The following is a 25,948-nucleotide window of genomic DNA, read 5'->3' as shown; positions in this document are numbered from 1 at the left end:
GCAAAAAGAAGGAGTACATTATGGCAAAAAAACAGGATAAAGAACCGAGTTTTGAAGAAACAATCAAACAACTCGAAACTATCGTGACGCAACTGGAAAATGGTGATTTACCATTAGATGAGGCGTTAAACGAATTCGAGAAAGGCATAAAACTGGCTAGAGCCGGGCAAAAACAGCTCAGCCAAGCTGAACAACGTATTCAAATTTTACTGTCTGAAAATAGTGAAGCACAATTATCAGAATTTGAACTTGATGATAATGAATAATCTTAAGCCTTTGCAGCAACGAATCAATTCCTTCTTAACCGATTATATATCGCAGTGTGAACACTCAAACCTACAACAAGCAATGAGTTACAGCCTGCTAGCCGGCGGTAAGCGCATTCGACCTGTTTTAGTCTATTTAACCGGTCAGATGTTTAACTGCCCGCTGACTAAACTTGATTCAGCTGCGGCGGCAATTGAAGCAATTCACACTTACTCATTAATACATGATGATTTACCGGCAATGGATAATGATGATCTGCGGCGAGGAAAGCCAACTTGCCATATCCAGTTTGGTCAAGCCCAAGCTATACTTGCCGGCGATGCATTACAATCGTTGGCCTTTAGTTTAATATCAGAGTGTGAAAATATTAATGATCAAATCAAAGTCAATATGATAGCAGAGCTTGCTCGTGCAAGCGATTTATCGGGGATGTGCTTAGGTCAGTCACTGGATCTGCAAGCAGAGCACCAAACTATTTCACTTGAACATTTACAGCAAATTCATCGATTTAAAACCGGTGCCCTTATCAAAGCTGCTGTACGCTTAGGTGCTTTTGCCAGTGGTGATATTGCCCTACCGTATTATTCGATGCTGGATAACTATGCTCAAGCGATTGGATTAGCTTTTCAAATTCAAGATGATATTTTAGATGTCATCGGCGATCAATCAATTATGGGAAAACCTCAAGGATCGGATATTGCACTTAAAAAGAGTACTTACCCGGCACTTGTTGGTTTACAAACTGCGACTAACATGACTAAAGCGCTACATACTCAAGCTATCGATAGTCTGAAGAAAATACCTTATAATAGTCAACCACTGCAAGATCTTGCTGATTATATTATTAATCGAAATAGTTAACCAATAACTTAATGGCAAAAATGAATTTAGACAATTACCCGTTATTAAAACACATTAACTCGCCTGAGGATCTCAGACGATATCCGCTATCGCAACTAGCGGCTATCTGCCATGAGTTAAGACAATACTTGCTTGCCAGTGTCAGCCAGTCTAGTGGTCATTTAGCATCGGGACTTGGAGTCGTTGAGCTAACTACCGCTTTACATTATGTCTATCACACACCATTTGATAAAATTATATGGGATGTAGGGCACCAAGCTTATCCACATAAGATCTTAACCGGACGCCGTGATCAGATGTTAACCATACGTCAAAAAGACGGTTTACGTCCCTTTCCACATCGTGATGAAAGTGAGTATGATGTCCTTACAACCGGCCACTCCTCCACCTCAATTAGTGCGGCTTTAGGCATTGCCATTAGTGAACAAAAAAAACAGTCTGGACAAAAAGTTGCTGCCATTATAGGTGACGGCGCATTAACTGCCGGTATGGCTTTTGAAGCGATGAATCACGCAGGACATATTAAGCCCGATATGCTGGTTATTGTTAATGACAATGATATGTCGATATCTGAAAACACTGGCGCACTGAATCAACATTTAACTCAAATTTTAGCCAGCAGAACCTACGCATCTTTTCGTGAGAGCGGAAAACGCGTGCTTGAAAATATTCCGCCATTAAAAGAACTTTTTAAAAAGACCGAGGAGCATTTAAAAGGTTTAGTCACACCGGCAATACTTTTTGAAGAGCTAGGATTTAACTATATTGGACCAATTGATGGCCACGATATTGAAAATTTAGTCAGCACGTTACAAAAAGTTAAGCAGTTAAAAGGCCCACAGCTACTTCATGTGATCACTCAAAAAGGCAAAGGCTATGCGCCGGCTGAAAAAAATCCCACTTTGTGGCACGGTGTACCTAAATTTAATCCTATTGACGGTGTATTACCAGCCACCGATAAAATTACTCCAACCTATAGTCAAATCTTTGGCGATTGGTTGTGCGAAGTGGCAAAAACGGATAAACGCTTAATGGCAATCACACCGGCTATGAGTGAAGGTTCAGGCATGACTGAATTTGCCCGCCTTTATCCCGAACAATTTTTCGATGTTGCCATTGCTGAGCAACATGCCGTCACACTCGCAGCAGGCTTTGCTATTAGTGATTTAAAGCCTGTTGTGGCAATTTATTCAACCTTCTTACAGCGGGCTTATGATCAGCTTATACATGATGTTGCCATTCAAAACTTACCGGTACTATTTGCGATCGATCGAGCCGGTATTGTTGGTGCCGACGGTGAAACACATCAAGGTGCTTTTGACTTAAGTTATTTGCGCTGTATCCCAAATATGGTCATAATGACACCGAGTGATGAAAACGAATGTCGGCAAATGCTAAATACCGGTTATTTGCATAATGGACCTTCTGCTGTGCGTTATCCTCGAGGAGAAGGAACAGGCGCTAGTTTGACACCACTTACAACAATTCCAATAGGTGAGTCGAGATTATGCCGAACAGGTGAAAACATTGCTTTACTCAACTTTGGCACATTATTGCCTGAAATTTTACAAGCCGCTGAGCAAATTAATGCTACAGTCATTGATATGCGTTTTGTCAAACCATTGGATGAAAAAGTCCTTTTGCACATTAGCCAAAGCCATAATATACTTGTTACTGTTGAAGAAAACAGTATTAAAGGTGGCGCCGGAAGTGGCGTCAATGAATTTTTATTATCGAAAAAAATAAAATGTGATATTTTAAACATCGGTTTACCTGATGAGTTTATCCCACAAGGCTCACAAAATGAGATCCGTTCAGAAATGGGATTGAACTGTGAACATATAATCGAAAAAATTAATGAATTTAAAAAACGATAGGTTAAATATGGAAACTCAAGCTGTCACGATTCAAATTTTTGGACGAACTTTAAAGTTTAACTGTCCGGTAGATGAAGTTGACGCATTAAAAAGTGCCGCTCAAAATCTTGAAATCCGATTAACAAATTTACGAGAAAAATCGCCCCAGATTGGTAGCGATCAACTTATCATGACTGCAGCACTCAATATTTCTTATGAATTGACTAAAGAAAAAGAAAAAAGCAATGAATTTAGTAATCGTTTAAAAATGTTACAACAATTGCTTGATTCAGCTCTTAATACCAACATCTAACCAAATAATTTGTAAATTTAACACAAATACTATTGTATGATTTTCTAAATTTTGTATTATGTTAGCCATCTCTGAGATGTTCGCGAGAAGGGTTAGTCCCCTGAGCCGATATTCTTTATTTTAGAACGGTGTGATTTTTAATTGGTGTGTATGCCTTATTTATAAGGAAACCTAAAAATTAAAACATATTGTTCACCTTGAACCTTGGGTTCAAGGGTTACAACCTTAACGACATCTTGGAGTGTTTTACCCCTTACGTTGCTGAAGATTAATCATGAATATTCGTCAGTTCATCCGTCAAAAAAGACGCCAATTGTCTAACCATGAACGCCAACTTGCTCAGCAAGCGATTTATCAGAAAATTGCTAATCATGATGTAATTAAAACAGCTCGAAATATCGGTATCTTTCTGTCGTTTGATGGCGAAGTTGACACCAAACCGATTATTGAATATTTATGGCAACAAAATAAATCGGTCTACTTGCCAGTAATTCACCCTTTTGTGCCTTACCATTTATTATTTTTGAAGTTTACGCCCGATACGCCACTTAGCCAAAATCAATATGGCATTTTACAACCTGCCTTAAATGTATCAAACGTTTTACCCTCCCCACAGCTTGATGTTATTTTTACACCACTGGTAGCATTTGACGACCGAGGATTTCGTATCGGTATGGGGGGTGGCTATTATGATCGTTTGCTGGAAAACTACCAACAACAGCAAATTTATCCTATCGGGTTGGCATTTGCCTGCCAAAAAATTGATCATGTTGATAATCAGCATTGGGATGTTCAATTACCGGAAATCATTTATGCTTAATCTAGTTAATGAGTCATTCTCATATTCATTACCGCTCATAGCGAGATTAAAAATTATTAATTTGTTTTTTCTACAATTAAAAGCCAATTTAGTTATATAATAAATCGAGCAATATCTTTTTTTACACGCATCACCGTCTTTATCTTATTCCTTAATAAATTAATTTTTCAATAAAATCAGTCACAACTCTTTAACTATAAAGGTACGATCTAATAACCAGAAGGAGTGTTGCAATGTCAGAAAAAAAAGAACTCACCACCAATAATGGTGCCCCTATTGCCGACAATCAAAACTCTCGCACTGCAGGCCCTCGTGGACCAGTATTGATTGACGACTATCAATTGATCGAAAAACTCGCTCAGTTTAACCGTGAAAATATTCCGGAAAGACGAGTGCATGCCAAAGGCTCTGGTGCACACGGAACATTCACCGTTACTAATGACATTACTCAATATACCTACGCCAGTATTTTTGCCAAAGTAGGCAAACAAACTCCCGTTTTTGCTCGATTTTCAACTGTTGGCGGTGAACGTGGTTCATCTGACACGGCACGTGATCCACGTGGATTTTCAGTAAAATTTTACACAGATCAAGGTAACTGGGATATCGTCGGTAATAACACGCCAGTATTTTTTATTCGTGATGCACTCAAATTCCCGGACTTTATTCATACGCAAAAACGCGATCCTAAGACCAACTTAAAAGATCCGCAAATGATGTGGGACTTTTTTTCTTTATCGCCAGAATCACTTCATCAAGTAACGATTCTATTTTCTGACCGAGGCATTCCGGACGGGTTTCGACATATGCATGGTTTTGGTAGCCATACTTATAGTTTAATCAACAAAGACAATGTACGAACTTGGGTAAAATGGCATTTTAGAACAGAACAAGGCATTAAAAATATTCATCCTAAAAAAGCCGCAGAACTCGACGGTAGCAATCCTGATTCAGCGCAGGAAGATCTCTTTAATGCCATTGAACAAGGTGACTATCCTAAATGGCGACTTTATATACAAGTGATGAGTGAAGAGCAAGCGAATAACCACCCGGAAAACCCATTTGATGTCACTAAAGTTTGGTCGCAAAAACAGTTTCCACTTATTGAAGTCGGTGTTATGGAGCTTAATCGTAATCCGGAAAACTATTTTGCTGAAGTAGAACAAGCCGCATTTGAACCAAGTAATCTCGTACCCGGTACCGGCTTATCACCGGATAAAATGTTACAAGGACGGGTTTTTGCTTATGCCGATGCGCACCGTTATCGTATTGGTACAAACTACCAACAATTACCAATCAATGCACCTAAATGTCCGGTACACAATTATCAACGTGACGGTGCTATGCGCTTTTATACGCCGGATAATGCACCAAACTATGAACCAAATAGTGTTGATAGCGCACCTAAACAACAACCGCAGTATGCTGAGCTACCGATGCATGTCCCTGCCGGTACAATGGATAGACACGATCATCGTGTTGACGGTGATTACTACTCCCACCCACGTGCATTATTTAATTTGATGCGTCCGGATCAAAAACAACTGCTTATTGATAATATTGTCACTTCAATGAAAAATGTCGATCGTGATATTCAAATTAGACAGCTTAAACATTTCTATAAAGTCCATCCCGATTATGGTTCAGGTGTGGCAAAAGGGTTAGGTGTTGAAGTTGATCTAATCAAAAGCTAAAAAGCCAAATAATAGTGCCGACACCATTGTGTCGGCATTGGCCTTTGTCTTGATAGAGATAAATGTGAATAGCTTTACTGTCTCTCCTCACATGTTTCATAGACTTTGTCAAACTTATCGGGCTGATTAGTCATTACAAGAGAAAATGAATGGTATAAATACCAAATTAAAGTATTTTCAGCCTTAACTTCATAACTTATGCTATCAGAGTATCTACATTTTGGTTCTAAATCGATAAAATATTTGCCGTCTTTAAAGTAGCTCGATTTTATCTCACATGAAATCATTTCTTGCCCGGTATAATCATCCAGTTTACCTTTTTGATAATTGATAAACCGATTACCGGAATAACAAGGCTCATCAATCACATTTTTATTATTTAATTCGGTCAACATCACCCACTTGCCATAATTTTCATGATCCAAATGAGGCTTAGCATTTACCACAAACATAAAAACGATAAAAATAAATAGCAGTCTTTTCATGGTTTAGCTCATTGAACTTGATTGATTAGAAATGGCTTATCAAAATCTTTAATTGCTATATTGAAAGAATTTTTTGTATTTAAAATGTTATTGAGAAGATATACGAAAAATAAAACTAAGCTATTTCACTATTGATCCATAACTGCCTATTCCTACAATCAAATCTGATCCATTTGCTTTATCACCCTAAATATAATGCCGATTAACGTTAATCGGCATTGATTATCTGATGAAGCTATTGTTTAATGATTTGTTTCAGTTTTGCCAATAAACCCGAATAATCAACTTGATTAAAATGGGTAACATCCACTTCGATCAACTGCCCCAAAGCAAACTCGTCGTACTGTCTAGTTTGACAGATTTGATAAAATTGCGATTTAGTGACTAAATCGTCGGCCAAACTACGATCTTCAAGTTTATCGCCATAGTGATAGTGCTGCATAATATGGCTCAAATGCCGTTCCGGCGAGCGGTCTCGTTGATAGCGACGTTGCCATAACACATCAAAATCAGCAATTAGGCGGATTGTGATGACTTGATAATGATACTTTTTCGCCAACTCACTTAGTCGCTTTTTTTGCTTATCACTAAAGGGGTATTCAGAAATAATAATGCGTTTACCGGCATCCATATACAGTTGTAAAACACCATAATAAAAATGCCAAACTTTGTGCTCAAGTGCCTGCTTTTCAGCTTTCGAATTAAAACCAACTGAGTCAGCATATAAAACTTTCGCTTCATCGGGTGTTATCACGAAACTATCTTTAAATTGTTGTTGCAATTTATTAACCAGATAAGTCTTTCCTGTACAAGGGCAGCCAGCGAGTAAAATTAAATATTTACGCATACTCACGCTCACTTAGTTTACACAATTATTGGTATTGAGAAATAAACGCATTTTATGCTTCACTATCTCTTTAACCGCCTCATTAGCTGGAATAATATTATGGCGTAATGATTGATTAATTTCAGTCTGGGAAAATTTATCTTTTGCAACTTGTGTCCAGTTAACTAATAACTCTGTGCCAACATTAAATTTACGTATACCGTTATTAATCAGTTCCGGATAATCCTCCTCTTTGACCCCTGTTCCGCCGTGAATGACTAAAGGAATATCAACCTTAGCATGAATTTCTTTCAATAACGGGATATTTACCTCAGTTTTTGACTTAAATTGCCCATGATTGGTACCTATAGCAATGGCTAAAGCATCAATCCCCGTTGCTTTTACAAATGCCAGTGCATCTTCAGGTTTGGTATAAACTTTATCGTTAGCATCAACATGAACGCCTTCCTCTGTTCCGCCGATTGTCCCTAATTCTCCTTCAACTGATACGCCATGAGCATGCGCATATTCCACCACCGCGCGGGTTTTTAAAATGTTTTCTTTAAATGGTAGCGAAGATCCGTCAAACATGACAGAAGTAAATCCGCTATCAATCGCCTGCTTTATATCATCAAAATTTTTAGCATGATCGAGGTGTAATACTGCATCGACTATCTCTTCATCGGCAATAGCTTTTACGGCATTGACTAAAACTTTAAAGCCAATATACCTTGCGGTATCAACGCTTGTTTGGATGATAATTGGTGCGCCAACCTCTTTTGCCGCCCGTAACATCGCAGGTAACATTTCTAAATTATGCGTATTAAACGCACCAACAGTGAAATTTAATTTTTGGGCTAATAAAGTTACATCTTTAAGTGTGGTGTACATAATTATTTCCTTTAATCTCGTTGAATAGTCATCTGTTTAGCAATATTGCGCATAGCATCCATTTTATTCATCCAAATATCGATATCAGCCAATGAGCCATACTGAGCGGCATAAGCTCGCTTAGCGTTATACAAATTCATTAATGTTTTATAACCCTCGCCAATTGATTTCTTATGCTGTTGGCTCTTTTCTAAATACTCAATAGCCAAATCAATATGATTTAATTGATGATAAAGCAAGCCGATTTGTTCACATGATGAGGCTAATATCAGCAAATCATCGGTCTTTTCGATCTGCGCCAATAATGGGTTAATCTCTAGCTCAATCTGTTCAATTTGCTGTGCTGTCAGACTGCTTTTAACCTCTAAATCGGGAGCGAGATTTGTTTTAGGTGCCTTTTTTTTAAAAAAGTTAAACATGTCAAACTCCTAAACTAAAAGTGCTTCAATATCGGGCTTAATATCCATGCATAAAGCAGTGCCACGGTGACGGTATCGACATCGGTTGCCGTTGCATTGATAAACCCCATTTGATTAAAGATAGTAACAAGCATAGCAGGCAGCAAAGTAATAAATATCCCATGCGCAATACCGCCGATAAGCGCACCACGGCGACCACCAATTGCATTACCAAAGATCCCTGCTGTACCGCCGGCAAAAAAGTTGGTTAACATTCCCGGTAAAATCATCGCCAGACCAAAGGCAGGTAGCGTTAACATGGCAATTACGGTACCTATAGATGTGGTAATAAAACCTAAAATCACCGCATTTGGGCTATAAGGGAAAAATACCGGGCAATCAAGCGCCGGAATTGCATTCGGTACAACTTTCATTGCGATACCTCTAAATGCCGGCACAATTTCACCGAGTAATAACCTCACGCCAGCAAGTAACACATAGATTCCAACGACAAATATTATCGCTTGGGTAAAGGCGTAAATGACGTAATTTTGACTACCGGATAAGGTTGAAGCATACGCTTCACCAGCGAAAAGAGCGGTAATAATATAAAGCGGGATCATAACCACCATGACGGATAAATAAGTATCTTGCAAAAATTCAAATGATTTAGGCAACTTCATATCTTCAATAGAACGCTTGTTTTCACCTCGCTCCCCTACCAGATAAGCTACGCCAGCCTCGAATAAATAGCCAATTGTACAAAAGTGCCCTAATGCAATGTCATTGGATCCGGTCACTTTACGAATAATGGGTTGGGCAATGGCAGGCATAAATACAGCAAAAAGTGCACCAATAAACCCGCCAACCAAAATTAGTGTTATTCCGGACAGTCCGGCAAAACTACCAAATACCGTTGTCATTGTTGCCATCCATAAAATGGCCTGCCCAGTTAAAAAAATGTATTTCCAACGGGTAAAACGAGCAATAAGAATATTGAAGATAAAGATCATCAAAAACGTTAGAGCAATATCACGACCTAATCCTAACTGATTCATTGCTTGCCCGTTAATTGCTTCAATCGAGGGAATGATGCCTTGCATATCAAAGCCAGCGGTAAAGATATGCCCAAAATAGGTCAAGCTTCCCACAATGATACTGGATCCGGCATTGAGTACTTGAAAACCCAATAAGGTTTTCAGTGAGCCGGAAATAATTTGTCCAATGGATTTACGTTGTAAAATCAATCCAAACATAGCAATTAAGCTAATGGTTATCGAAGCTTGAGTTAAAATATTGTCGATAATAAAGTTAATCACATTCATGGTAGTCTCCTTTTTGTGGATTTAAAGCAATCCCTTTTGTTGCAATACTGGACTTAACTTCTCATCAATTTCCGCTTTTGATACTATATTTTTAAGATAGACCACTGCGGTTTGTTCACTGATATTGAATTTAGCAAACTGAGGGCGGAAATTTTCAGCTGTGATGATAATATCGGCCTTGGTTGAGGCCGCAGATGAAATATCGGTGTGATCTAACTTGGCTTCGATACCTTTTGCTTTTAATACATCTTCGGTTGCCATTTGTGCAGCAAAACTACTGCCTAACCCTGCACCACATACAAATAAAATGGTTAAATTACTCATGTTCTATTCTCCTTCGGATTTAACTATTCAATCCGATTTTGCTTCATTAAATAAAATTGACTTAAATTGCGTTATGCTTTGACATTTGGTTAAGTGCTCCAGTTTTTGTTCATCATTAATTAATTCAATCAAACTGCGCATAATGTTGAGATGAGAAAACGAATCGATAGCGGCTAAACAAAATATAATTTTCACTGGTCCCATATCATCATTACCAAAATCAACCGGTTGACGCATCGTCACTACGCTCAGACCTAATTGGTTTACCCCGTCTTCAGGGCGAGCATGCGCTAGGGCTAAATTTTTACCAATCACAATATAAGGGCCATATTGTTCAACCGATGTGATCATGGCATCGACGTAAGAAGGTAAAATAAACTGTTTGTTTAATAGTGGTTCAGCAGCGATTTGGATAGCCTTTCGCCAATCATGGCAGTCTTGATGTAATAAAATGTCATCATCAGTAAGAATATCTTTCAACATAGGCTGGATTTTCCTTTTATTGATTTTAAGATTATTAAGCGCTAAACACTTTTCAAGTTGGTTATAGATAGGCTCGGACACAATACCGCCACTTTCTTTAATTAAATTAACAAGTGAATAGAACAGATCCGTTGCATCTGTTAGGTGATTGATACGCCGATTAGCACGATGTTTAGTTAAAAAGTCTTTAATGATTGGATGATTTTTTTCTTTTAATATGGGTTCTAACACTAAAACCGGATGAGCAAAATGCTGCAAAGGGAAAGTAGAAAATATTAAATCAAAATCAAGCTGATCCAATAAATTTAAATCATTGCGACCCAAAATCGCTAAAACATCTATACTAAAAAACTCTTTGAGTGTCTGTGCAAGTAGATTAGAAGTTGCTATACCATGACAACACAACACCACAGCTTTAAAATAGTAACTGCGATCTTGATTAATGGCGCTGGCAAAGGTTGAAAAATGAATTGTCAAAAAAGCGATTTCATCATCAGAAATCTTATGGCTAAGTTTTGTTTCAAGCTCATGCATAAAAGTGGTAATAGCTGCATGAATTTCACCGTAATTTTGTTTAATACTATCGAGCAATGGATTAATAATATGAATATTATTACTCACTCTGGCAATCAACCCGGCTAAGTGCTTGCAAAGGTTTTCATATAACTGTTCTTGTTTGGTCGAAAATGGGATTTGCGTTTTTTCTTCAACATAATTAACCAATTTAATCGCTAATAACTGTGCATTGAGCCATTCGACATAGTTATTAATATCCTTAGTATTAAATGCCTCCAGCATGTAAATGATATATTGGCGCTCTTGCCAATTTACCTGCAATGCGAAATGCTTGCACACCAAATGAATAAAGTTAGCTATTTGTCCCTGTTCGTTATTATTAAAATCAGATCTGACCATTGTCAGATGATGTTGATGCTGATTACGAACAATCCAAATAGCGGTAAAAATAACAATTTGTTGAACATAAATTTCATCATGTATCTGACTGATAGTTCGGTGTGCTAACTGCAATAAGTTATCAATCAATAATTGAGGAATATAATTAAACAAATGTTGTTGTATCGAACTAAGTTCATGTAGAGGCTTATCTAGCTCTAAATTTGCGGCAAATTGGTTAATAGCTTCATACATCATTAAGCGAATCGAGCGCTCTAATCCGACAAATTGCATCCCTTGTTTAGGTTGGCTAATTAATTCAATATCATATTTTTTTAATCGTGCTCTGATTTTACGAATATCTTCATCTAACACACTTTTTGAAACAAAATAGACTGCTTCTTTATGGCTTAAAATAACGGGCGTTTTCGCAAAAGCAATTGACAATAACAAATCAAATTGGCGCTCATCTTTGCTCAAAACGGCTGATGTGGGCAAGCCAAGTAATGCATGTTGGATAAGGTGTTTTTGATCTTGATCGGCATGGATAATAAATCCTTTATTACGCACAGTGGTGATTAAAGTGAAATGTCTTTGGGATAAGAACTCATTAATTTCTTGAATTTCATTACGAATAGTTCGAGCGCTAATTTGAAACTCTTCTGTAAGCATTTCAATGGTTAATGGGTAGTCGACTGAAATGAATTTTTTAAATAATTCAATGGTTCTACTTCGCATAAACTTCTCACCTATTTACTTCTTAATTTAAGTATAAGTGAGATGAATTTGCTTACCTAGTTGGTATTTTTGCAAAGATAAATTGCAAAATTGTTGGTAATAAATAATGTTATTTCGGGAGGGAGTAAATTACGCTAACGAAATTGATTAAGTGCATCGATCTTGTGGCTTCAACCTAATCAACCTTTAACGTTAGCGCTTTTTGCGACGCTTAATAGCAACCAATAATGAACGATGACACTTATAAATCATATCCGGTGGCAGCATAATTAATTTAGCTAACGGCTCTGTCCAATTTGGAATGATAGTATTTTCATGATTATTTTCATCAATAGGGTTATCAATTGAGTATCGCTCAGGGCAGGCAAATAGCGCCTGTTTTTTGGCAACATCTTTATCATCTTCATCACTTAGCATATTGCAGCAATTAAGAACTTCTTGGGCAAAAAGGTCTGGCCAGTTATCAGGAACGTTTCTAATTTTTACAAATTCAGCAAGATAGCGAAGCATATCACGGAATAGTAACAGATAAACCATTTGTAAATTTCGCCCGGACAGTTGTGCTAATTGTTCATCAGATAATTTATCGTTAATTACACTCGGTATCCATTTAAAAAACAGGGTATCTTTATACATATCAATAACGGGCTTAATTGATTTAAATTTCGGTTTAACTAACTTATCAATCTCACGAGAAATCTGCATAGTAGGATAACCTACATTATTACGCCCGTTAAGATCACGCCCGGTTAAGGGCTGAACTTTTTTCCGTATGAATAATTTTTTAAGCAATCCTAGCATATAACCTTCCTTGTTAGCGGTTTTTCTGGCGAACAATCTCAAATAAGCAAACACCTGTTGCAACTGACACATTAAGCGATGACACTATGCCAGCCATTGGAATACTCACTAACTCATCACAATGCTCTTTAGTTAAGCGACGCATACCTTCACCTTCTGCCCCCATAACTAAAGCCAGTGAAGTTGCATTTTTAAAAAAGTCTGTTTGATATAGCGTGCTTTGCGCTTCACCGGCCGTTCCAACTATCCATACTTGATATTCATCTTGTAACATACGCATAGTGCGGGCTAAGTTGGTGACTCGTACCACCGGAACACTTTCCGCAGCGCCACAGGCAACTTTTTGAGCGGTAGAATTCAGTGGTGCAGAACGATCTTTCGGTACAATAATAAAATCAACACCAGCAGCATCAGCTGTACGAATACAAGCACCTAGATTATGTGGATCAGTTACGCCATCTAAAATTAGAATCACCGCATTAGGCTGCTTATCCATAAGTAAAGGAATATCATTTTCTTGATAACGGCGGCTTGGTTTAACCATTGCCAAAATTCCTTGATGCACACCATTGTTCGATTTTTCATCTAACCATTGGCGATTGGCGATTTTAATGGTCAAACCGAGCTGTTCCAACTCGTGTACCAACCCATTTAAGCGTTTATCATCACGCCCTTTAGTAATATATACTTCAATAATTCTTTCTGGTGCTCGTGTTAATAATGCTTCAATGGCATGGATACCATATACTGTTTCACTCATCTATTTTTTACTCTTTTGTTTTTTGATACTCGATTTTGACTTAGTCCGTTTTTTATTTTTAGCTTTACTATTGGTTTTCTTTGCTTCGCCGGCACTATTTTTGGTACTCGTTTTTTTAGTACTCGCTTTTCTACTTTTGCGTTTTACCGGTAAATCAATGTCCTTGCTTTTGTCAGTTTGTTTGGATTTATCTTTAGCCGTTTTGCCTTGGCGTTTTGGCTTATTATTACTGCCAACCAAAGAAAAATCAATTTTGCGCTCTTCAGGATTCACATTATCGACTTTGACTTGTACCTTATCGCCTAAACGATAACTAAAACGGGTATTTTCGCCGATTAACCGATTTCGGGCTGCATCATAAAAATAGTAATCATTTTCTAAGGAAGAAACATGCACAAGCCCGTCAATGAATAAATCATCAAGACGAACAAAGAAACCAAAATTCACCACACTGGAAATGGTGCCGTTAAATACCTCACCAACATGATCTTGCATATAATCACATTTTAACCAATCAACTACATCTCGAACGGCTTCATCTGCTCGGCGCTCAGTCATCGAACAGTGTTCACCAAAATAGAGCATTTCACTGGTAGTGTAACAATGCCCACCAGTTTTACTGGTTTTGTGTTTTTCATTTGCCAAAATCCATTTGATTGTACGATGTAATAATAAATCAGGATAGCGACGAATTGGTGAAGTAAAATGGGCATACTCTTGTAGCGCTAAGCCAAAATGTCCACGATTTTCAGGATCATAAATTGCTTGTTTCATTGACCGTAAAATGACCGTTTGTAACATTTCGTGATCCGGCCTTGCTTCGACAGCAACCATTAACTGAGCAATATCTTTCGGTGTTGGTGTTGCGCCACCATTAAGGCTTAGACCCAGCTCACTTAAAATACTGCGTAAGTTGTTTATTCGGTCTTCATCTGGTCGGTCATGAACACGAAACAGAGCCGGAACTTGAGCACTAATCACAAATTTTGCAGCCGCGACATTCGCTAAAATCATACACTCTTCAATGATCTTATGCGCATCATTGCGCTCAGCAAATTCAATACTCTCGATTCTTTTATCTGCATTAAATATAAATTTTGGTTCCTGTGATTCAAAACCGATTGCTCCACGTGCAATTCTTGCCTTATCTAATACCTTATATAAGCCATTTAGATTTTCCAGATGAGGGACTAAATCTTGGTAATGTTGGCGTAACTCAGTATCGCCTTCTAATATTTTAGCTACTTTTGTGTAAGTTAATCGTGCATGTGAATTCATCACCGCTTCATAAAATTGGTAGCTCGTCAAACGCCCTCTATTTGATACCGTCATTTCACAAACTAAACATAACCGATCAACTTGAGGATTTAATGAACAAAGTCCATTAGATAACTCCTCCGGCAACATAGGGACAACACGAGAAGGAAAATAAACAGATGTACCACGCAAACACGCTTCTTTATCGATAGCTTTGCCTGGTCTGACGTAATAACTCACATCAGCTATCGCCACCCACAAGCGATACCCGCCACCACGATTTTTTTGACAATATACTGCATCATCAAAATCACGAGCGTCCTCGCCGTCTATGGTAACTAAAGGTAAATTTCTCAGATCCTGCCGACCTTTTTTGGCACTTTCCGGCACCTGATCCTTAAATTTATTGACCTCCTTTACTACCGCTTTAGGTAATTCATAAGGGATTTCATGATTTCGCAATGCAATATCGATTGCTAAATTTGTTCCCATGATTTCACCCAGTACTTCTTTTATTATTCCGACAGCTTTTTTACCACGTTCCGGACGTTGTTGTAACTCGACAACAACCACTGCCCCCATACGAACGGTGCGATCGGGTTTGCCTGCAATTAAAATATCAAAATTTAAACGGCTGTCATCGGGCACCACAAACCCAACGCCTTGTTCAATAAAATAACGTCCAACTATCTGATTGGTTCGTGGTTCAAGTATCCGAACGACTCGTGCTTCTGTTTTCCCTCGATATTGATTACCCAGAGGCTGAGCTAAAATCACATCGCCTTGTAAGACTTTTTTCATCTGTTCAGGCGATAAAAAATAATCTTCGGGTTTTCCTTCAACACGTAAAAAACCAAAACCATCACGGTGTGCAATCACCTTACCTTTGACCATATCTAATTTTTCGGGAAGTGCATAACATTTACGGCGCGTAAATACAACTTGACCGTCTCGTTCCATTGCACGCAAGCGTCGATGTAGCGCTTCTTTTTGTTCTTGATTTTTAATAGAGACTGCTTGGGCAATTTTTTCTAAATTAGCAGGCTTGGCTTCTTTGGTTAGGTAATCTAATATTAATTCGCGGCTAGCTATTGGAGAGTCATACTTTTTCGCTTCTCGTTCATAAAATGGATCGTTTATCATATGCAATATCCAGTGATCATATATAGTCGGTAGCATAACATAGAGTCATGTAACTTAAAATAAACATTGCTTTTGACGACGAATCTTTATCGATATAATTTACCTTGCTAAACAAAATTGAATGATTAATTATATTTTTTAATATTCTTGAAATTGATTATTTTTTGTCAACGATTCTTAGCAGCTTTATATGTTTCATCCACTGCCCCTTTTTCTTAGCGCTTTATCGTATAGGAGTACATTGATAAGGAAATGTTATCCGCTTTCATACAGAAAGCTTTGTGACCCGTTGGGTTAAACTCATCATAAGTGAATTGGACGATTTTTTGATAAGACGGTTTTTCACAAGCTATTATTAGTAAACTGCCTAATGTTATTAATCATAATTTTTCATTGTACAACCGTAATTCATGTTGGTTGAGTCATATCAAAAAATATGAATGATTAAAAACATAAACGAATATAATTCGGCACTTTTAAGCCGGTAAAAAACCGATATAAATCAAGTTCTTGTTTACATATCTATTTAGTGTTATTTTCTCGCTCAATGGCTCGATAACCTATATCATGACGATAAAAACAGCCATGCCAATGGATTTTATCAACTTGTTGATAAGCACATTGTTGAGCTTCCAATACTGTATTTCCTAAAGCGGTAACACAAAGCACACGACCACCGTTGGTTAACACATGCCCTTTTTCAAAACTGGTACCCGCATGGAACACTTTACAATCAGGTGTCGATTCGTTAGGTAAACCAATGATTGTATCTTGGGTGTTATATTCACCCGGGTAACCACCGGCAGCCATAACCACGCCTAATGCAGGTCTTCGATCCCAATTGGATTTAACTGTATTTAATTTACCATTTATCGCCGCCAAACAGAGTTCAATCAAGTCTGACTGCATGCGCATCATAATGGGTTGGGTTTCGGGATCACCAAAGCGACAATTAAATTCAATCACTTTTGGATTACCCTGTTTATCAATCATTAAGCCTGCATACAAAAAGCCAACATAAACATTGCCTTCTTGAGCCATGCCATTTACAGTTGGATAGATAATTTGTTCCATGACTTTAGTAAATACTTCATCTGTCACAACAGGCGCTGGAGAGTAAGCGCCCATACCACCAGTATTTAGACCCGTATCACCGTCACCGACTCGCTTATGATCTTGGCTTGTTGCCATTGGCTCGACATGCTTGCCGTCAACCATGACAATAAAACTGGCTTCTTCACCCTCTAAAAACTCTTCAATCACTACTCGATGACCGGCATCACCAAATGCATTACCCGCTAGCATGTCAAGTACGGCATCTTCCGCTTCTTCAAGGGTCATGGCAACAATAACCCCTTTACCAGCCGCCAACCCGTCGGCTTTAATCACAATTGGGGCGCCTTTGTCACGGATATAGGCAAGAGCAGGATCAATTTCAGTAAAATTTTGATATTCAGCAGTTGGTATGTGATGACGAGCTAAAAAATCTTTCGTAAAAGCTTTAGAGCCTTCAAGCTGAGCTGCCGATTTAGTTGGTCCAAAAATTTTTAATCCGGCTTTTTGAAAACTATCAACCACGCCAAGAACCAATGGGACTTCTGGCCCTACTATGGTTAGATCAATTTGCTGTTGCTGGGCAAAATTAAGTAATCCACTAATATCATTTGCTTTAATATTAATATTTTCTAAATTAGGCTCAAGTGCTGTACCTGCATTACCCGGTGCGACAAAAACTTTTGTTACCAAGGGTGACTGTGCCGCTTTCCATGCTAAAGCATGCTCACGACCACCATTACCAATAATTAATACTTTCATACCCAATCCTTTAACATGTTCTCAAATAACTCTTAATACAAAAATCAATGGCGAAAATGACGCATATTGGTAAATATCATCGCAATATTATGCTCATTTGCGGCTTGAATGACCTCTTCATCACGAATAGAGCCACCTGGTTGAATGACACAAGTTACCCCAACTTTAGCAGCGGCATCTATACCATCTCTGAATGGAAAAAATGCATCAGATGCTACCACACAACCTGCAACTTCAAGATTTTCATCTTGCGCCTTTATCCCAGCAATTTTAGCGGAATAAACACGACTCATTTGACCAGCGCCTATGCCAATGGTCATATTATCTTTGGCATAAACAATCGCATTCGATTTCACAAATTTCGCCACTTTCCAACAAAATAACGCATCAGCTAGCTCTTTATCCGTCGGCTTACGTTTGGTTACTACCGTTAAATTATCTTCAGTAACCATCCCAAAATCACGCTCCTGAACTAAAAGCCCACCATTCACACGTTTAAAATCCAAACTCGTGTCAAAAGAGTGTGACCACTCACCACTTTCAAGCACACGTACATTTTTTTTAGTTTCAGTAATGGCCAGTGCATCTTGATCAATTGAAGGGGCGATGATGACTTCAACAAATTGATTATCTATAATGGTTTTTGCAGTTTTGGCATCTAACGGGCGGTTAAAGGCAATAATGCCACCAAAAGCAGAAGTCGGGTCGGTTTTAAAAGCATTTAAGTAAGCATCTAAAATATTATCACGGACTGCAACACCGCAAGGGTTTGCATGTTTGACAATAACGCAGGCAGGGTCTTGAAATGATTTTACACATTCAAGGGCTGCGTCTGTGTCGGCGATATTGTTATAAGATAAGGCTTTACCTTGCAACTGCTTAGCCTTCGCAATTGACGCTGGAGCGGCATTTTCTTCAATATAAAAGGCTGCTTGCTGATGGGCATTCTCACCGTAACGCATATCTTGTTTTTTAATAAATTGAAGATTTAACGTGCGTGGAAATTCGCCAGACGGCTTATCGGTTTGTCCATAATAAGGTGGCACTAATTGCCCAAAATAGTTAGCAATCATTCCATCATATTTGGCAGTATGCTCAAAGGCCTTAATCGCCAAATTAAATCGGTATTGAAAGGGAAGTGCATTTTGCTGCTCATCCATGATATTAATGATATCTGCATAATCATGGTAATCGACCACTATTGCGACATCTTTATGATTTTTCGCAGCAGAACGAACCATAGTTGGTCCACCTATATCGATATTTTCAACAGCTTCTTCCAATGTGCAGTTTGGCTTGGCAACCGTTTGGGCAAATGGATATAAATTAACAACAACCATATCAATAGGCTCAATATGGTGTTTAGCCATTATCTCATCATCAATGCCACGCCGTCCTAAAATTCCACCATGAATTTTGGGATGTAAGGTTTTTACACGCCCATCCATCATTTCAGCAAATCCCGTATAATCCGAAACTTCAGTGACAGGGATATGATGTTCAATTAATAATTTAGCGGTACCGCCAGTTGAGAGAAGTTCGACATTTCGTTCTGATAGTGCTTTGGCAAATTCGATGATGCCAGTTTTATCAGACACGCTTAATAAAGCTCGACGGATAGGACGAAACTGCTGCATGAGAAAGCTCCGAGTTGATATTCTACATCCAATTTAATGAGTGGCTATTATATATAAAACAGGGATAGATGTTTAGTACAAACTTACCAAAAAAAATCCTAAAAAAACATTAGTTCGGTAATATTTGACTTGGATCACAAAATTCATATTTTCATATAAAGTGTGACTTGCGTCTCTTTCTTTTTTGAATTTTTCAGCATAATGTTATGCGTAACTGTTACGCATAACATTATTTTATTTAAAAAGGAGAAAACAATGCAGTCATTATTCGAACTCAAAGGTAAACGTGCTTTAATCACTGGTTCAGCACAAGGTATTGGTAATTTGTTAGCTAAGGGGTTGGGGCAATATGGTGCCAGTATCATTATTAACGATATAACACAAGAAAGAGCAGAACAAGCCGCCAATCATTTAAACAAGCAAGGTATTGATGCTATCGGTATAGGATTTGATGTAACCAATTTAAATTCAGTCACCCAAGCTATCGAGCATATTGAAAAAGAGATCGGCCCAATTGATATCTTAATCAATAATGCCGGCATCCAACGTCGACACCCTTTCACAGAATTTCCGGAAGCTGATTGGGATGCGGTAATTAATGTAAACCAAAAAGCAGTCTTTTTAGTATCGCAACAAGTGGCTAAGTATATGGTAAGTCGCAAACAAGGCAAAATCATTCATATATGCTCGATGCAAAGTGAGCTAGGTCGAGACACGATAACCCCTTATGCCGCGTCTAAAGGCGCAGTAAAAATGTTAGTGAAAGGAATGTGCGTCGAACTTGCTCGCTATAACATACAAGTCAATGGTATCGGTCCTGGTTATTTCGACACTGAAATGTGTAAAGCACTTGTTGAAGATAAAGCATTTACCAAATGGTTGTGTCAACGAACTCCTGCCGCGCGTTGGGGTAAACCTGAAGAGTTGATCGGTGCGACGGTATTTTTATCTTCGGCTGCATCAAATTTTGTCAATGGACATATTCTTTACGTCGATGGCGGTATGTTAGCTGCAGTTTGACGATGTTTGACGGTAATGTCATTTGATTCATCGTTAAAACGGTTAAATGGCTAAATACATTACCTCTTTAATATTTACTAAAATTTCGTAATGAGAATACATATGAATACCACAAATAAACTTGCGCCTTCTCGTTGGTGGCGTTTGATCCCGATCATTTTTATCACTTATAGTTTAGCCTATTTGGATCGGGCAAATTATGGCTTTGCAGCCGCGGCTGGGATCAATGATGATCTGGGAATAACAAAAGGGACTTCATCATTAATTGGAGCTTTATTCTTTTTAGGCTACTTTTTTTTTCAAGTCCCCGGATCGATTTATGCAGTAAAGAAAAGTGTAAGAAAACTTATTTTTGTTTGTTTAATTTTATGGGGACTGTGCGCCGCTTTAACCGGAATGGTAAGCAATATTGCCTCACTCATGATTATTCGGTTTGTTTTGGGTGTTGTAGAAGCTGCTGTGATGCCATCGATGCTTATTTATATTAGTACATGGTTTACCAAAGCAGAACGTTCTAAAGCCAACACCTTTTTAGTTTTAGGTAATCCGGTCACCGTGTTATGGATGTCCATTGTCTCAGCTCACCTGATCGACCTTTATGGTTGGCGTGAGATGTTTATTATCGAGGGTTTGCCTGCCGTATTATGGGCTTTTATCTGGTGGGTTTTAGTAAGAGATAATCCTTCAGAAGTAACTTGGCTTACCGCGAAAGAAAAAGCCGACTTCAAAGCCGTGATGGATAAAGAACAACAAAATATTAAACCTATGCGCAATTATGGCGAGGCTTTTCGTTCAGCCAATGTTATCAAACTTTGTGCAGTACATGCCTTGTGGAGTATAGGTGTTTATGGTTTTATGATGTGGATGCCTTCAATTATAAAATCGGCAGGTAATGTTGATATTGTTTCAGTAGGTTGGTTTGCCGCTATTCCTTACTTTGTTGCGATAGCAATGATGATAATTGTCTCTTTTTTCTCAGATAAACTTCAAAACCGCAAATTATTTGTTTGGCCATTATTATTGATTGCCACAATTGCCTTTTTTACTTCCTATGTACTTGGCTCAGAACATTTTTGGATCTGCTTTATCTTATTATCTCTTGCCGCAGGTTGTATGTATGCCCCATACGGACCATTTTTCGCATTAATTCCGGAGCTTTTGCCTGCTAATGTCTCCGGCGTTTCAATCGGTTTGATAAACAGTTTTGGTGCACTAGGGGCATTTATTGGAGCTTGGTTAGTGGGTGTAATCAATGCAGTTACCGGTAGTGCGGGAGCTTCTTATATTTTTATGGGTATGGCTTTAGTGTTATCTGTAATACTCATGGCTAGCGTAAAAGCGCCTAAAAACGAATAGCGACTATTTTGACATAAGAAGGTAAAGGTTATTGTTTTTACTTTTAGATAAAAGTTAAAGCCGGCTGGGCAGATGATGAGTGAGCTTTACCAAGTTTAGGTTATAGTGATGACGAATCACAAACACTATCTAACTTACTATCAGGCATAAATAATGCCTGATTATTTTATAAATTAGCCTACCAAATCAACATTTTTCAATCTGACTTAAAACAACTAATGTTATTGATTTTCTTCTTTTACTGGTAAAATGCTTCAATTCTAACTAAATTCTTTTCTTACATTACATCATAAAGTATGAAAGATAAACGCATTAGTTTACAAGATATCGCTGATTTAACGGGCGTAACTAAAATGACGGTGAGCCGCTATTTTAGAAATCCAGATCAGGTTTCCGATAAAAATAAGCAAAAAATTGCCCAAGTTTTAAAAGATATTCATTATATTCCAAATCTAGCACCACAAATTATGTTAGGCTCTCGTAGTCATTGCATAGGCATTGTTATTCCTTCTTTTAAAAATCAAATCTTTTTAGAGGTACTGGCTGGTATAGAATCAATTGCCTCAGCCAATAATTATCAAACTATTATTACCAACTATAATTATGATAAACAGCTTGAAGAAGAAAAGATCATCAATTTACTATCTTATAATATTGATGCCTTAGTACTAATGGAAAAAGCGCATACCGATACGACATTCGAATATTTAAAAGCAGCCAATATACCGGTAATTGAACTAATGGATATCAGCAAAGATTACTTTGATATTCAAGTGGGTTTTGATAATGAGCAAGCTGCATTTGATATGACAAGGGAGATGATTGCATCGGGTAAAAAAAATATTATCTATTTCAATTCGGTTGACAATGCTCGTGATACGCAACGTTATCAAGGTTATCAACGAGCAATGAAACAGTCAGGATTAAAACCTCACCAAATTGTGCCGGATCAAATCTCATCGATTGATTTAGGTAAAAGCTTATTTTATCAAGCGGTACAACTCTACCCTGATATGGACGGTGTTTTATGTACTAATGATGATATCGCTGTAGGGGTGCTGTTAGAGTGCCAAAATTATAGCATTCCTGTTCCGGCACAAATCGCCATTGCCGGGTTTCATGGTTTAGAGGTTGGACGAGCTAATAGTCAAAAAGTCGCCACGGTTATCACACCACGTTTTGAAATGGGTAAAGTAGCCATAGAGCTGTTACTTCAAAAATTAGATGGAAAGCAAGTTAAAACCAGTGTTAATTTAGGCTATAAAATCGATAAAGGGCAAACAATTTAATATTAAATCAAGTCAGGGATGTTGATTTGGCGGGCTAATTTATAAAATAATCGGGCATTATTGATGCCCGATTATAAGTTGAAAAGGATTTGTGATTAGTCATCACTATAACCTAAACTTCGTAAAGCTCGCTCATCATCTGCCCAGCCGGCTTTAACTTTTACCCAAAGCTCTAAATGAACTTTGTTATCAAAAAATGATTGCATATCTTTACGCGCTTCAATGCCGATTTTTTTAATTTTTTCACCTTTGTTGCCGATAACCATTTTCTTTTGGCCGTCTCGTTCAACTAAAATTAATCCATTGATGCGATACATTCCATTACGCTCATCAACTTTGAATTGTTCAATTTCAACAGTCACTGAATAAGGTAGCTCATCGCCTAAAAAGCGCATGAGTTTTTCACGAATGATTTCTGATGCCATAAAACGTTGTGAGCGATCAGTAATATAATCTTCCGGGAAATGGTGCTCCCCTTCCGGTAAATGTTTTTTGACAATATCTTTAATAATGTCAACACCTTCACCTTTTTCGGCGCTAATAGGTATCACATCAAGAAAGTTAACTTTCTGGCTGATTGCTTCAATATGCGGTAAAAGCTGAGTTTTATCGGCGACATTATCGATTTTATTAATGACCAATAATACCGGAGCTTTACAACCTTTAAGCTTATTGGCAACCATTTCATCATCGTCAGTCCAGTGTGTACCTTCAACAACAAAGATAACTAATTCAACATCACCAATCGAGCTACTAGCAGCACGATTCATTAAGCGGTTAATTGCTCTTTTTTCCTCGATATGTAAACCGGGAGTATCAATATAGATGATTTGATCATCGCCTTGAGTATCAATACCAACGATGCGATGACGTGTGGTTTGGGCTTTGCGTGATGTAATTGAGACTTTTTGGCCAAGTAATTGGTTTAAAAGTGTTGATTTGCCTACATTTGGTCGGCCAACAATGGCAACAAATCCACAATGTTGTATTGTATTTGTCATTTTATACCTAATTGATCTAATGCTTCTTGAGCTGCGGCCTGCTCCGCCTTACGACGGCTTAAGCCACGCCCTAAATATTGATGATCATCGTTTTCAATTTTACATTGTATTAAAAACTCTTGTTCATGATTATCGCCTGTCACTTCGAGAATTAAGTAACAAGGTCTCTCATGGCGAATCCCCTGTAAATGCTCTTGTAAACGTGTTTTAGCATCTTTTTGTCTGATACCGGGTTTAATTTCGTTTAAGCGAGATTGATACCAGGATAAAATTAACTGGCGGATAGTTTCAATATCACTATCTAAGTAGATAGCGCCAATAATTGCCTCTACCGCATCGGAAATGATCGATTCACGGCGGTATCCACCACTTTTCAGTTCACCTTGACCTAAAATGAGATAATCGCCTAATTTAAAATCTTTGCCGATTTCAGCTAACGTTTGGCCACAAACTAAACTTGCTCGCATTTGACTTAAATCACCTTCATCTTGTTGTATAAAGCGGTGATAAAGTTCGTCGGCAATGACAAAACTAAGGATAGAATCCCCTAGGAATTCTAAACGCTCATTATGTAACTTATTAGCACTTCGATGAGTAAGTGCTAATTCAAGATAGGATAAGTTTTTAAATTGATAACCAATTGATTGTTGTATTTGACTTAATTTTTTCATAACTATGATAATTAATGTATTCCACCAATACGGCTGAATCGAATACCTGTCGGCCATTCATCTGGTTGTTTTTCAAAACTGACCCAAATTGCAGTTGCCCGCCCTACAAAGTTTCCTTCCGGAACAAAACCGAAATAACGGCTATCACCGCTATTATCACGATTATCACCCATCATAAAATAGTGTCCTTTAGGAACAACCCAAGTCGCTTCAGGCTGACCATTTTGATGATAAAAATAGCGAGGATCTTCTTCAATACCTTGAGTAGTTAAAATATCGTGAGGCTTATCACCCAAAGTCTCTTGCTGTATATTAACATCAAGTACCATTGTCGTTGTCGAATCAACAATACCCTTATTGGCAAACTGTTCTAATGTGTAAAAAATAGGGCTTGATATACCTTTTTGATGCACTTCTTTCCAGTTACTTGGTTTTAGCTCAGTATAGTGCAGATTAAGTGGTTCAGCTTGATGCCCGACACAATGAGTATCACTGGTTTGACAGGCCGGATAAATCAAGATTTTCTTCTCTTTAATCAGATAAACAATTTTATCGCCCGGCATACCAACAACTCGTTTAATAAGATCCATTTGTGGAATACTAGGATGTTTAAATACCGCAACATCACCACGTTTTGGATGACCTGTTGGTATGATTACTGTATTGGTGATTGGATCTTTTAAACCATATGAGTATTTTTGCACTGCAATAAAATCACCTACTAATAGTGTTTGCATCATTGATCCAGACGGAATTTGAAAAGGTTCAAATAAAAATGAACGAATTACAAATACCACAAATAAAACCGGGAAAAACGATGCCAAGCTTTCTATCCAGCCTTTTGGTTTACCTACTTCAGCAAGAATTTTTCCGTCAATATCGCCGTTGTGCTGTTGGCGAACTTCTTCAACTTTACGTTGTCTTGCTGGTTTCCATTTAAATTTTTCCAGAAACCAAAAGATGCCGGTAATTAATGTCGCTAATGTCAATATGATGGCAAATGATCCAGCCATTTTGTTTCCT

General features: G+C 38.0%; 24 protein-coding genes and 1 other RNA gene. 10 read left to right on the top strand and 15 right to left on the bottom strand.

What is annotated here, in order from left to right; all coding sequences use genetic code 11:
* Nucleotides 1-20 precede the first annotated feature (20 nt).
* The 7 genes from xseB to J3U74_RS01800 all read left to right on the top strand — a co-directional run bounded on the left by xseB (nucleotide 21) and on the right by J3U74_RS01800 (nucleotide 5,811).
* Nucleotides 21-266 (top strand): exodeoxyribonuclease VII small subunit, encoded by a 246-nt coding sequence (xseB, locus tag J3U74_RS01830; RefSeq protein WP_220217825.1) that lies wholly within the window; start codon nucleotides 21-23, stop codon nucleotides 264-266.
* A complete protein-coding gene (gene ispA / locus J3U74_RS01825; RefSeq protein ID WP_416379809.1) occupies nucleotides 253-1,128 on the top strand; it encodes a (2E,6E)-farnesyl diphosphate synthase in 876 nt (291 codons plus the stop codon). The genes xseB and ispA overlap by 14 nt, the downstream gene beginning before the upstream one ends.
* Before the next feature lie 20 nt (nucleotides 1,129-1,148).
* Nucleotides 1,149-3,005, top strand: coding sequence for a 1-deoxy-D-xylulose-5-phosphate synthase (dxs, locus tag J3U74_RS01820; protein WP_267329847.1), 1,857 nt, complete (start codon nucleotides 1,149-1,151; stop codon nucleotides 3,003-3,005).
* 7 nt (nucleotides 3,006-3,012) lie between these two features.
* Nucleotides 3,013-3,297 (top strand): cell division protein ZapA, encoded by a 285-nt coding sequence (zapA, locus tag J3U74_RS01815; RefSeq protein WP_267329778.1) that lies wholly within the window; start codon nucleotides 3,013-3,015, stop codon nucleotides 3,295-3,297.
* A gap of 65 nt (nucleotides 3,298-3,362) precedes the next feature.
* A non-coding RNA gene (gene ssrS, locus J3U74_RS01810) (6S RNA) lies at nucleotides 3,363-3,543 on the top strand.
* Nucleotides 3,544-3,571: 28 nt separating this feature from the next.
* Complete coding sequence (locus J3U74_RS01805; protein WP_267329777.1) at nucleotides 3,572-4,117, top strand: 5-formyltetrahydrofolate cyclo-ligase; 546 nt, start codon at nucleotides 3,572-3,574, stop codon at nucleotides 4,115-4,117.
* 233 nt (nucleotides 4,118-4,350) lie between these two features.
* Nucleotides 4,351-5,811, top strand: a complete 1,461-nt coding sequence (locus J3U74_RS01800; RefSeq protein ID WP_267329776.1) for a catalase — start codon at nucleotides 4,351-4,353, stop codon at nucleotides 5,809-5,811.
* A 74-nt stretch (nucleotides 5,812-5,885) separates the two neighbouring features.
* Here J3U74_RS01800 and J3U74_RS01795 read toward each other — a convergent pair whose 3' ends face one another.
* The 12 genes from J3U74_RS01795 to purH all read right to left on the bottom strand — a co-directional run bounded on the left by J3U74_RS01795 (nucleotide 5,886) and on the right by purH (nucleotide 19,588).
* Nucleotides 5,886-6,296, bottom strand: a complete 411-nt coding sequence (locus J3U74_RS01795; RefSeq protein ID WP_267329775.1) for a hypothetical protein — start codon at nucleotides 6,294-6,296, stop codon at nucleotides 5,886-5,888.
* Between the two features lie 235 nt (nucleotides 6,297-6,531).
* Nucleotides 6,532-7,143 (bottom strand): AAA family ATPase, encoded by a 612-nt coding sequence (locus J3U74_RS01790; protein ID WP_267329774.1) that lies wholly within the window; start codon nucleotides 7,141-7,143, stop codon nucleotides 6,532-6,534.
* A gap of 12 nt (nucleotides 7,144-7,155) precedes the next feature.
* Nucleotides 7,156-8,013 carry a class II fructose-bisphosphate aldolase gene (locus J3U74_RS01785; protein WP_220217833.1) on the bottom strand — a complete coding sequence of 286 codons (858 nt, stop codon included), beginning with the start codon at nucleotides 8,011-8,013 and terminating at the stop codon, nucleotides 7,156-7,158.
* A gap of 11 nt (nucleotides 8,014-8,024) precedes the next feature.
* A complete protein-coding gene (locus tag J3U74_RS01780; protein WP_267329773.1) occupies nucleotides 8,025-8,432 on the bottom strand; it encodes a hypothetical protein in 408 nt (135 codons plus the stop codon).
* Between the two features lie 14 nt (nucleotides 8,433-8,446).
* Nucleotides 8,447-9,736: a PTS sugar transporter subunit IIC gene (locus J3U74_RS01775; RefSeq protein ID WP_267329772.1), complete on the bottom strand. Its 1,290-nt coding sequence runs from the start codon at nucleotides 9,734-9,736 to the stop codon at nucleotides 8,447-8,449.
* A 21-nt stretch (nucleotides 9,737-9,757) separates the two neighbouring features.
* Nucleotides 9,758-10,060 carry a PTS sugar transporter subunit IIB gene (locus J3U74_RS01770; protein ID WP_220217836.1) on the bottom strand — a complete coding sequence of 101 codons (303 nt, stop codon included), beginning with the start codon at nucleotides 10,058-10,060 and terminating at the stop codon, nucleotides 9,758-9,760.
* 27 nt (nucleotides 10,061-10,087) lie between these two features.
* A complete protein-coding gene (locus J3U74_RS01765; protein ID WP_267329771.1) occupies nucleotides 10,088-12,175 on the bottom strand; it encodes a BglG family transcription antiterminator in 2,088 nt (695 codons plus the stop codon).
* Between the two features lie 192 nt (nucleotides 12,176-12,367).
* Entirely contained in the window at nucleotides 12,368-12,976 is a 609-nt protein-coding gene (locus J3U74_RS01760; RefSeq protein WP_267329770.1) for a hypothetical protein, read from the bottom strand.
* A gap of 13 nt (nucleotides 12,977-12,989) precedes the next feature.
* On the bottom strand, nucleotides 12,990-13,736 hold the full coding sequence (rlmB, locus tag J3U74_RS01755) for a 23S rRNA (guanosine(2251)-2'-O)-methyltransferase RlmB (protein ID WP_220217839.1): 747 nt from the start codon (nucleotides 13,734-13,736) through the stop codon (nucleotides 12,990-12,992).
* Nucleotides 13,737-16,136, bottom strand: a complete 2,400-nt coding sequence (gene rnr / locus J3U74_RS01750; protein ID WP_267329769.1) for a ribonuclease R — start codon at nucleotides 16,134-16,136, stop codon at nucleotides 13,737-13,739.
* Nucleotides 16,137-16,658: 522 nt separating this feature from the next.
* Nucleotides 16,659-17,951 carry a phosphoribosylamine--glycine ligase gene (gene purD / locus J3U74_RS01745; protein WP_267329768.1) on the bottom strand — a complete coding sequence of 431 codons (1,293 nt, stop codon included), beginning with the start codon at nucleotides 17,949-17,951 and terminating at the stop codon, nucleotides 16,659-16,661.
* Between the two features lie 44 nt (nucleotides 17,952-17,995).
* Complete coding sequence (purH, locus tag J3U74_RS01740) at nucleotides 17,996-19,588, bottom strand: bifunctional phosphoribosylaminoimidazolecarboxamide formyltransferase/IMP cyclohydrolase (RefSeq protein ID WP_267329767.1); 1,593 nt, start codon at nucleotides 19,586-19,588, stop codon at nucleotides 17,996-17,998.
* Between the two features lie 255 nt (nucleotides 19,589-19,843).
* On the opposite strand from purH, the gene idnO reads away from it, so the two are divergent.
* The 3 genes from idnO (at nucleotide 19,844) to idnR (ending at nucleotide 23,253) form a co-directional block, all read left to right on the top strand.
* Nucleotides 19,844-20,608 carry a gluconate 5-dehydrogenase gene (gene idnO / locus J3U74_RS01735; protein WP_267329766.1) on the top strand — a complete coding sequence of 255 codons (765 nt, stop codon included), beginning with the start codon at nucleotides 19,844-19,846 and terminating at the stop codon, nucleotides 20,606-20,608.
* 102 nt (nucleotides 20,609-20,710) lie between these two features.
* Nucleotides 20,711-21,964: an MFS transporter gene (locus J3U74_RS01730; protein WP_267329765.1), complete on the top strand. Its 1,254-nt coding sequence runs from the start codon at nucleotides 20,711-20,713 to the stop codon at nucleotides 21,962-21,964.
* Between the two features lie 296 nt (nucleotides 21,965-22,260).
* Complete coding sequence (gene idnR, locus J3U74_RS01725; protein WP_220217845.1) at nucleotides 22,261-23,253, top strand: DNA-binding transcriptional regulator IdnR; 993 nt, start codon at nucleotides 22,261-22,263, stop codon at nucleotides 23,251-23,253.
* A gap of 95 nt (nucleotides 23,254-23,348) precedes the next feature.
* Here the strand turns inward: idnR and era are convergent, their stop codons facing one another.
* Genes era through lepB form a run of 3 tightly spaced genes read right to left on the bottom strand, consistent with a single transcriptional unit; the run spans nucleotide 23,349 to nucleotide 25,938 of the window.
* Entirely contained in the window at nucleotides 23,349-24,254 is a 906-nt protein-coding gene (era, locus tag J3U74_RS01720) for a GTPase Era (RefSeq protein WP_220217846.1), read from the bottom strand.
* Nucleotides 24,251-24,925 (bottom strand): ribonuclease III, encoded by a 675-nt coding sequence (rnc, locus tag J3U74_RS01715; protein ID WP_220217847.1) that lies wholly within the window; start codon nucleotides 24,923-24,925, stop codon nucleotides 24,251-24,253. Before rnc ends, era begins: the two co-directional genes overlap by 4 nt.
* 11 nt (nucleotides 24,926-24,936) lie before the next feature.
* Nucleotides 24,937-25,938: a signal peptidase I gene (lepB, locus tag J3U74_RS01710; RefSeq protein WP_267329764.1), complete on the bottom strand. Its 1,002-nt coding sequence runs from the start codon at nucleotides 25,936-25,938 to the stop codon at nucleotides 24,937-24,939.
* Between the last annotated feature and the right edge of the window lie 10 nt (nucleotides 25,939-25,948).

The organism is Gilliamella sp. B3892, from assembly GCF_026536305.1.
In the GTDB taxonomy this organism is placed as follows: domain Bacteria; phylum Pseudomonadota; class Gammaproteobacteria; order Enterobacterales; family Orbaceae; genus Gilliamella.
Note: the sequence above shows the minus strand (reverse complement) of the source record. Positions and strands in the feature narration are given on the sequence as shown.

Coding starts and splice junctions, on each gene's coding strand:
- dxs (WP_267329847.1), top strand. CDS start 1,149: ATGAATTTAGACAATTACCCGTTATTAAAACACATTAACTCGCCTGAG.
- lepB (WP_267329764.1), bottom strand. CDS start 25,938: ATGGCTGGATCATTTGCCATCATATTGACATTAGCGACATTAATTACC.
- J3U74_RS01805 (WP_267329777.1), top strand. CDS start 3,572: ATGAATATTCGTCAGTTCATCCGTCAAAAAAGACGCCAATTGTCTAAC.
- rnc (WP_220217847.1), bottom strand. CDS start 24,925: ATGAAAAAATTAAGTCAAATACAACAATCAATTGGTTATCAATTTAAA.
- purH (WP_267329767.1), bottom strand. CDS start 19,588: ATGCAGCAGTTTCGTCCTATCCGTCGAGCTTTATTAAGCGTGTCTGAT.
- purD (WP_267329768.1), bottom strand. CDS start 17,951: ATGAAAGTATTAATTATTGGTAATGGTGGTCGTGAGCATGCTTTAGCA.
- idnR (WP_220217845.1), top strand. CDS start 22,261: ATGAAAGATAAACGCATTAGTTTACAAGATATCGCTGATTTAACGGGC.
- zapA (WP_267329778.1), top strand. CDS start 3,013: ATGGAAACTCAAGCTGTCACGATTCAAATTTTTGGACGAACTTTAAAG.
- J3U74_RS01795 (WP_267329775.1), bottom strand. CDS start 6,296: ATGAAAAGACTGCTATTTATTTTTATCGTTTTTATGTTTGTGGTAAAT.
- xseB (WP_220217825.1), top strand. CDS start 21: ATGGCAAAAAAACAGGATAAAGAACCGAGTTTTGAAGAAACAATCAAA.
- era (WP_220217846.1), bottom strand. CDS start 24,254: ATGACAAATACAATACAACATTGTGGATTTGTTGCCATTGTTGGCCGA.
- ispA (WP_416379809.1), top strand. CDS start 253: ATGATAATGAATAATCTTAAGCCTTTGCAGCAACGAATCAATTCCTTC.
- rnr (WP_267329769.1), bottom strand. CDS start 16,136: ATGATAAACGATCCATTTTATGAACGAGAAGCGAAAAAGTATGACTCT.
- J3U74_RS01770 (WP_220217836.1), bottom strand. CDS start 10,060: ATGAGTAATTTAACCATTTTATTTGTATGTGGTGCAGGGTTAGGCAGT.
- rlmB (WP_220217839.1), bottom strand. CDS start 13,736: ATGAGTGAAACAGTATATGGTATCCATGCCATTGAAGCATTATTAACA.
- J3U74_RS01780 (WP_267329773.1), bottom strand. CDS start 8,432: ATGTTTAACTTTTTTAAAAAAAAGGCACCTAAAACAAATCTCGCTCCC.
- J3U74_RS01800 (WP_267329776.1), top strand. CDS start 4,351: ATGTCAGAAAAAAAAGAACTCACCACCAATAATGGTGCCCCTATTGCC.
- J3U74_RS01790 (WP_267329774.1), bottom strand. CDS start 7,143: ATGCGTAAATATTTAATTTTACTCGCTGGCTGCCCTTGTACAGGAAAG.
- J3U74_RS01785 (WP_220217833.1), bottom strand. CDS start 8,013: ATGTACACCACACTTAAAGATGTAACTTTATTAGCCCAAAAATTAAAT.
- idnO (WP_267329766.1), top strand. CDS start 19,844: ATGCAGTCATTATTCGAACTCAAAGGTAAACGTGCTTTAATCACTGGT.
- J3U74_RS01730 (WP_267329765.1), top strand. CDS start 20,711: ATGAATACCACAAATAAACTTGCGCCTTCTCGTTGGTGGCGTTTGATC.
- J3U74_RS01775 (WP_267329772.1), bottom strand. CDS start 9,736: ATGAATGTGATTAACTTTATTATCGACAATATTTTAACTCAAGCTTCG.
- J3U74_RS01765 (WP_267329771.1), bottom strand. CDS start 12,175: ATGCGAAGTAGAACCATTGAATTATTTAAAAAATTCATTTCAGTCGAC.
- J3U74_RS01760 (WP_267329770.1), bottom strand. CDS start 12,976: ATGCTAGGATTGCTTAAAAAATTATTCATACGGAAAAAAGTTCAGCCC.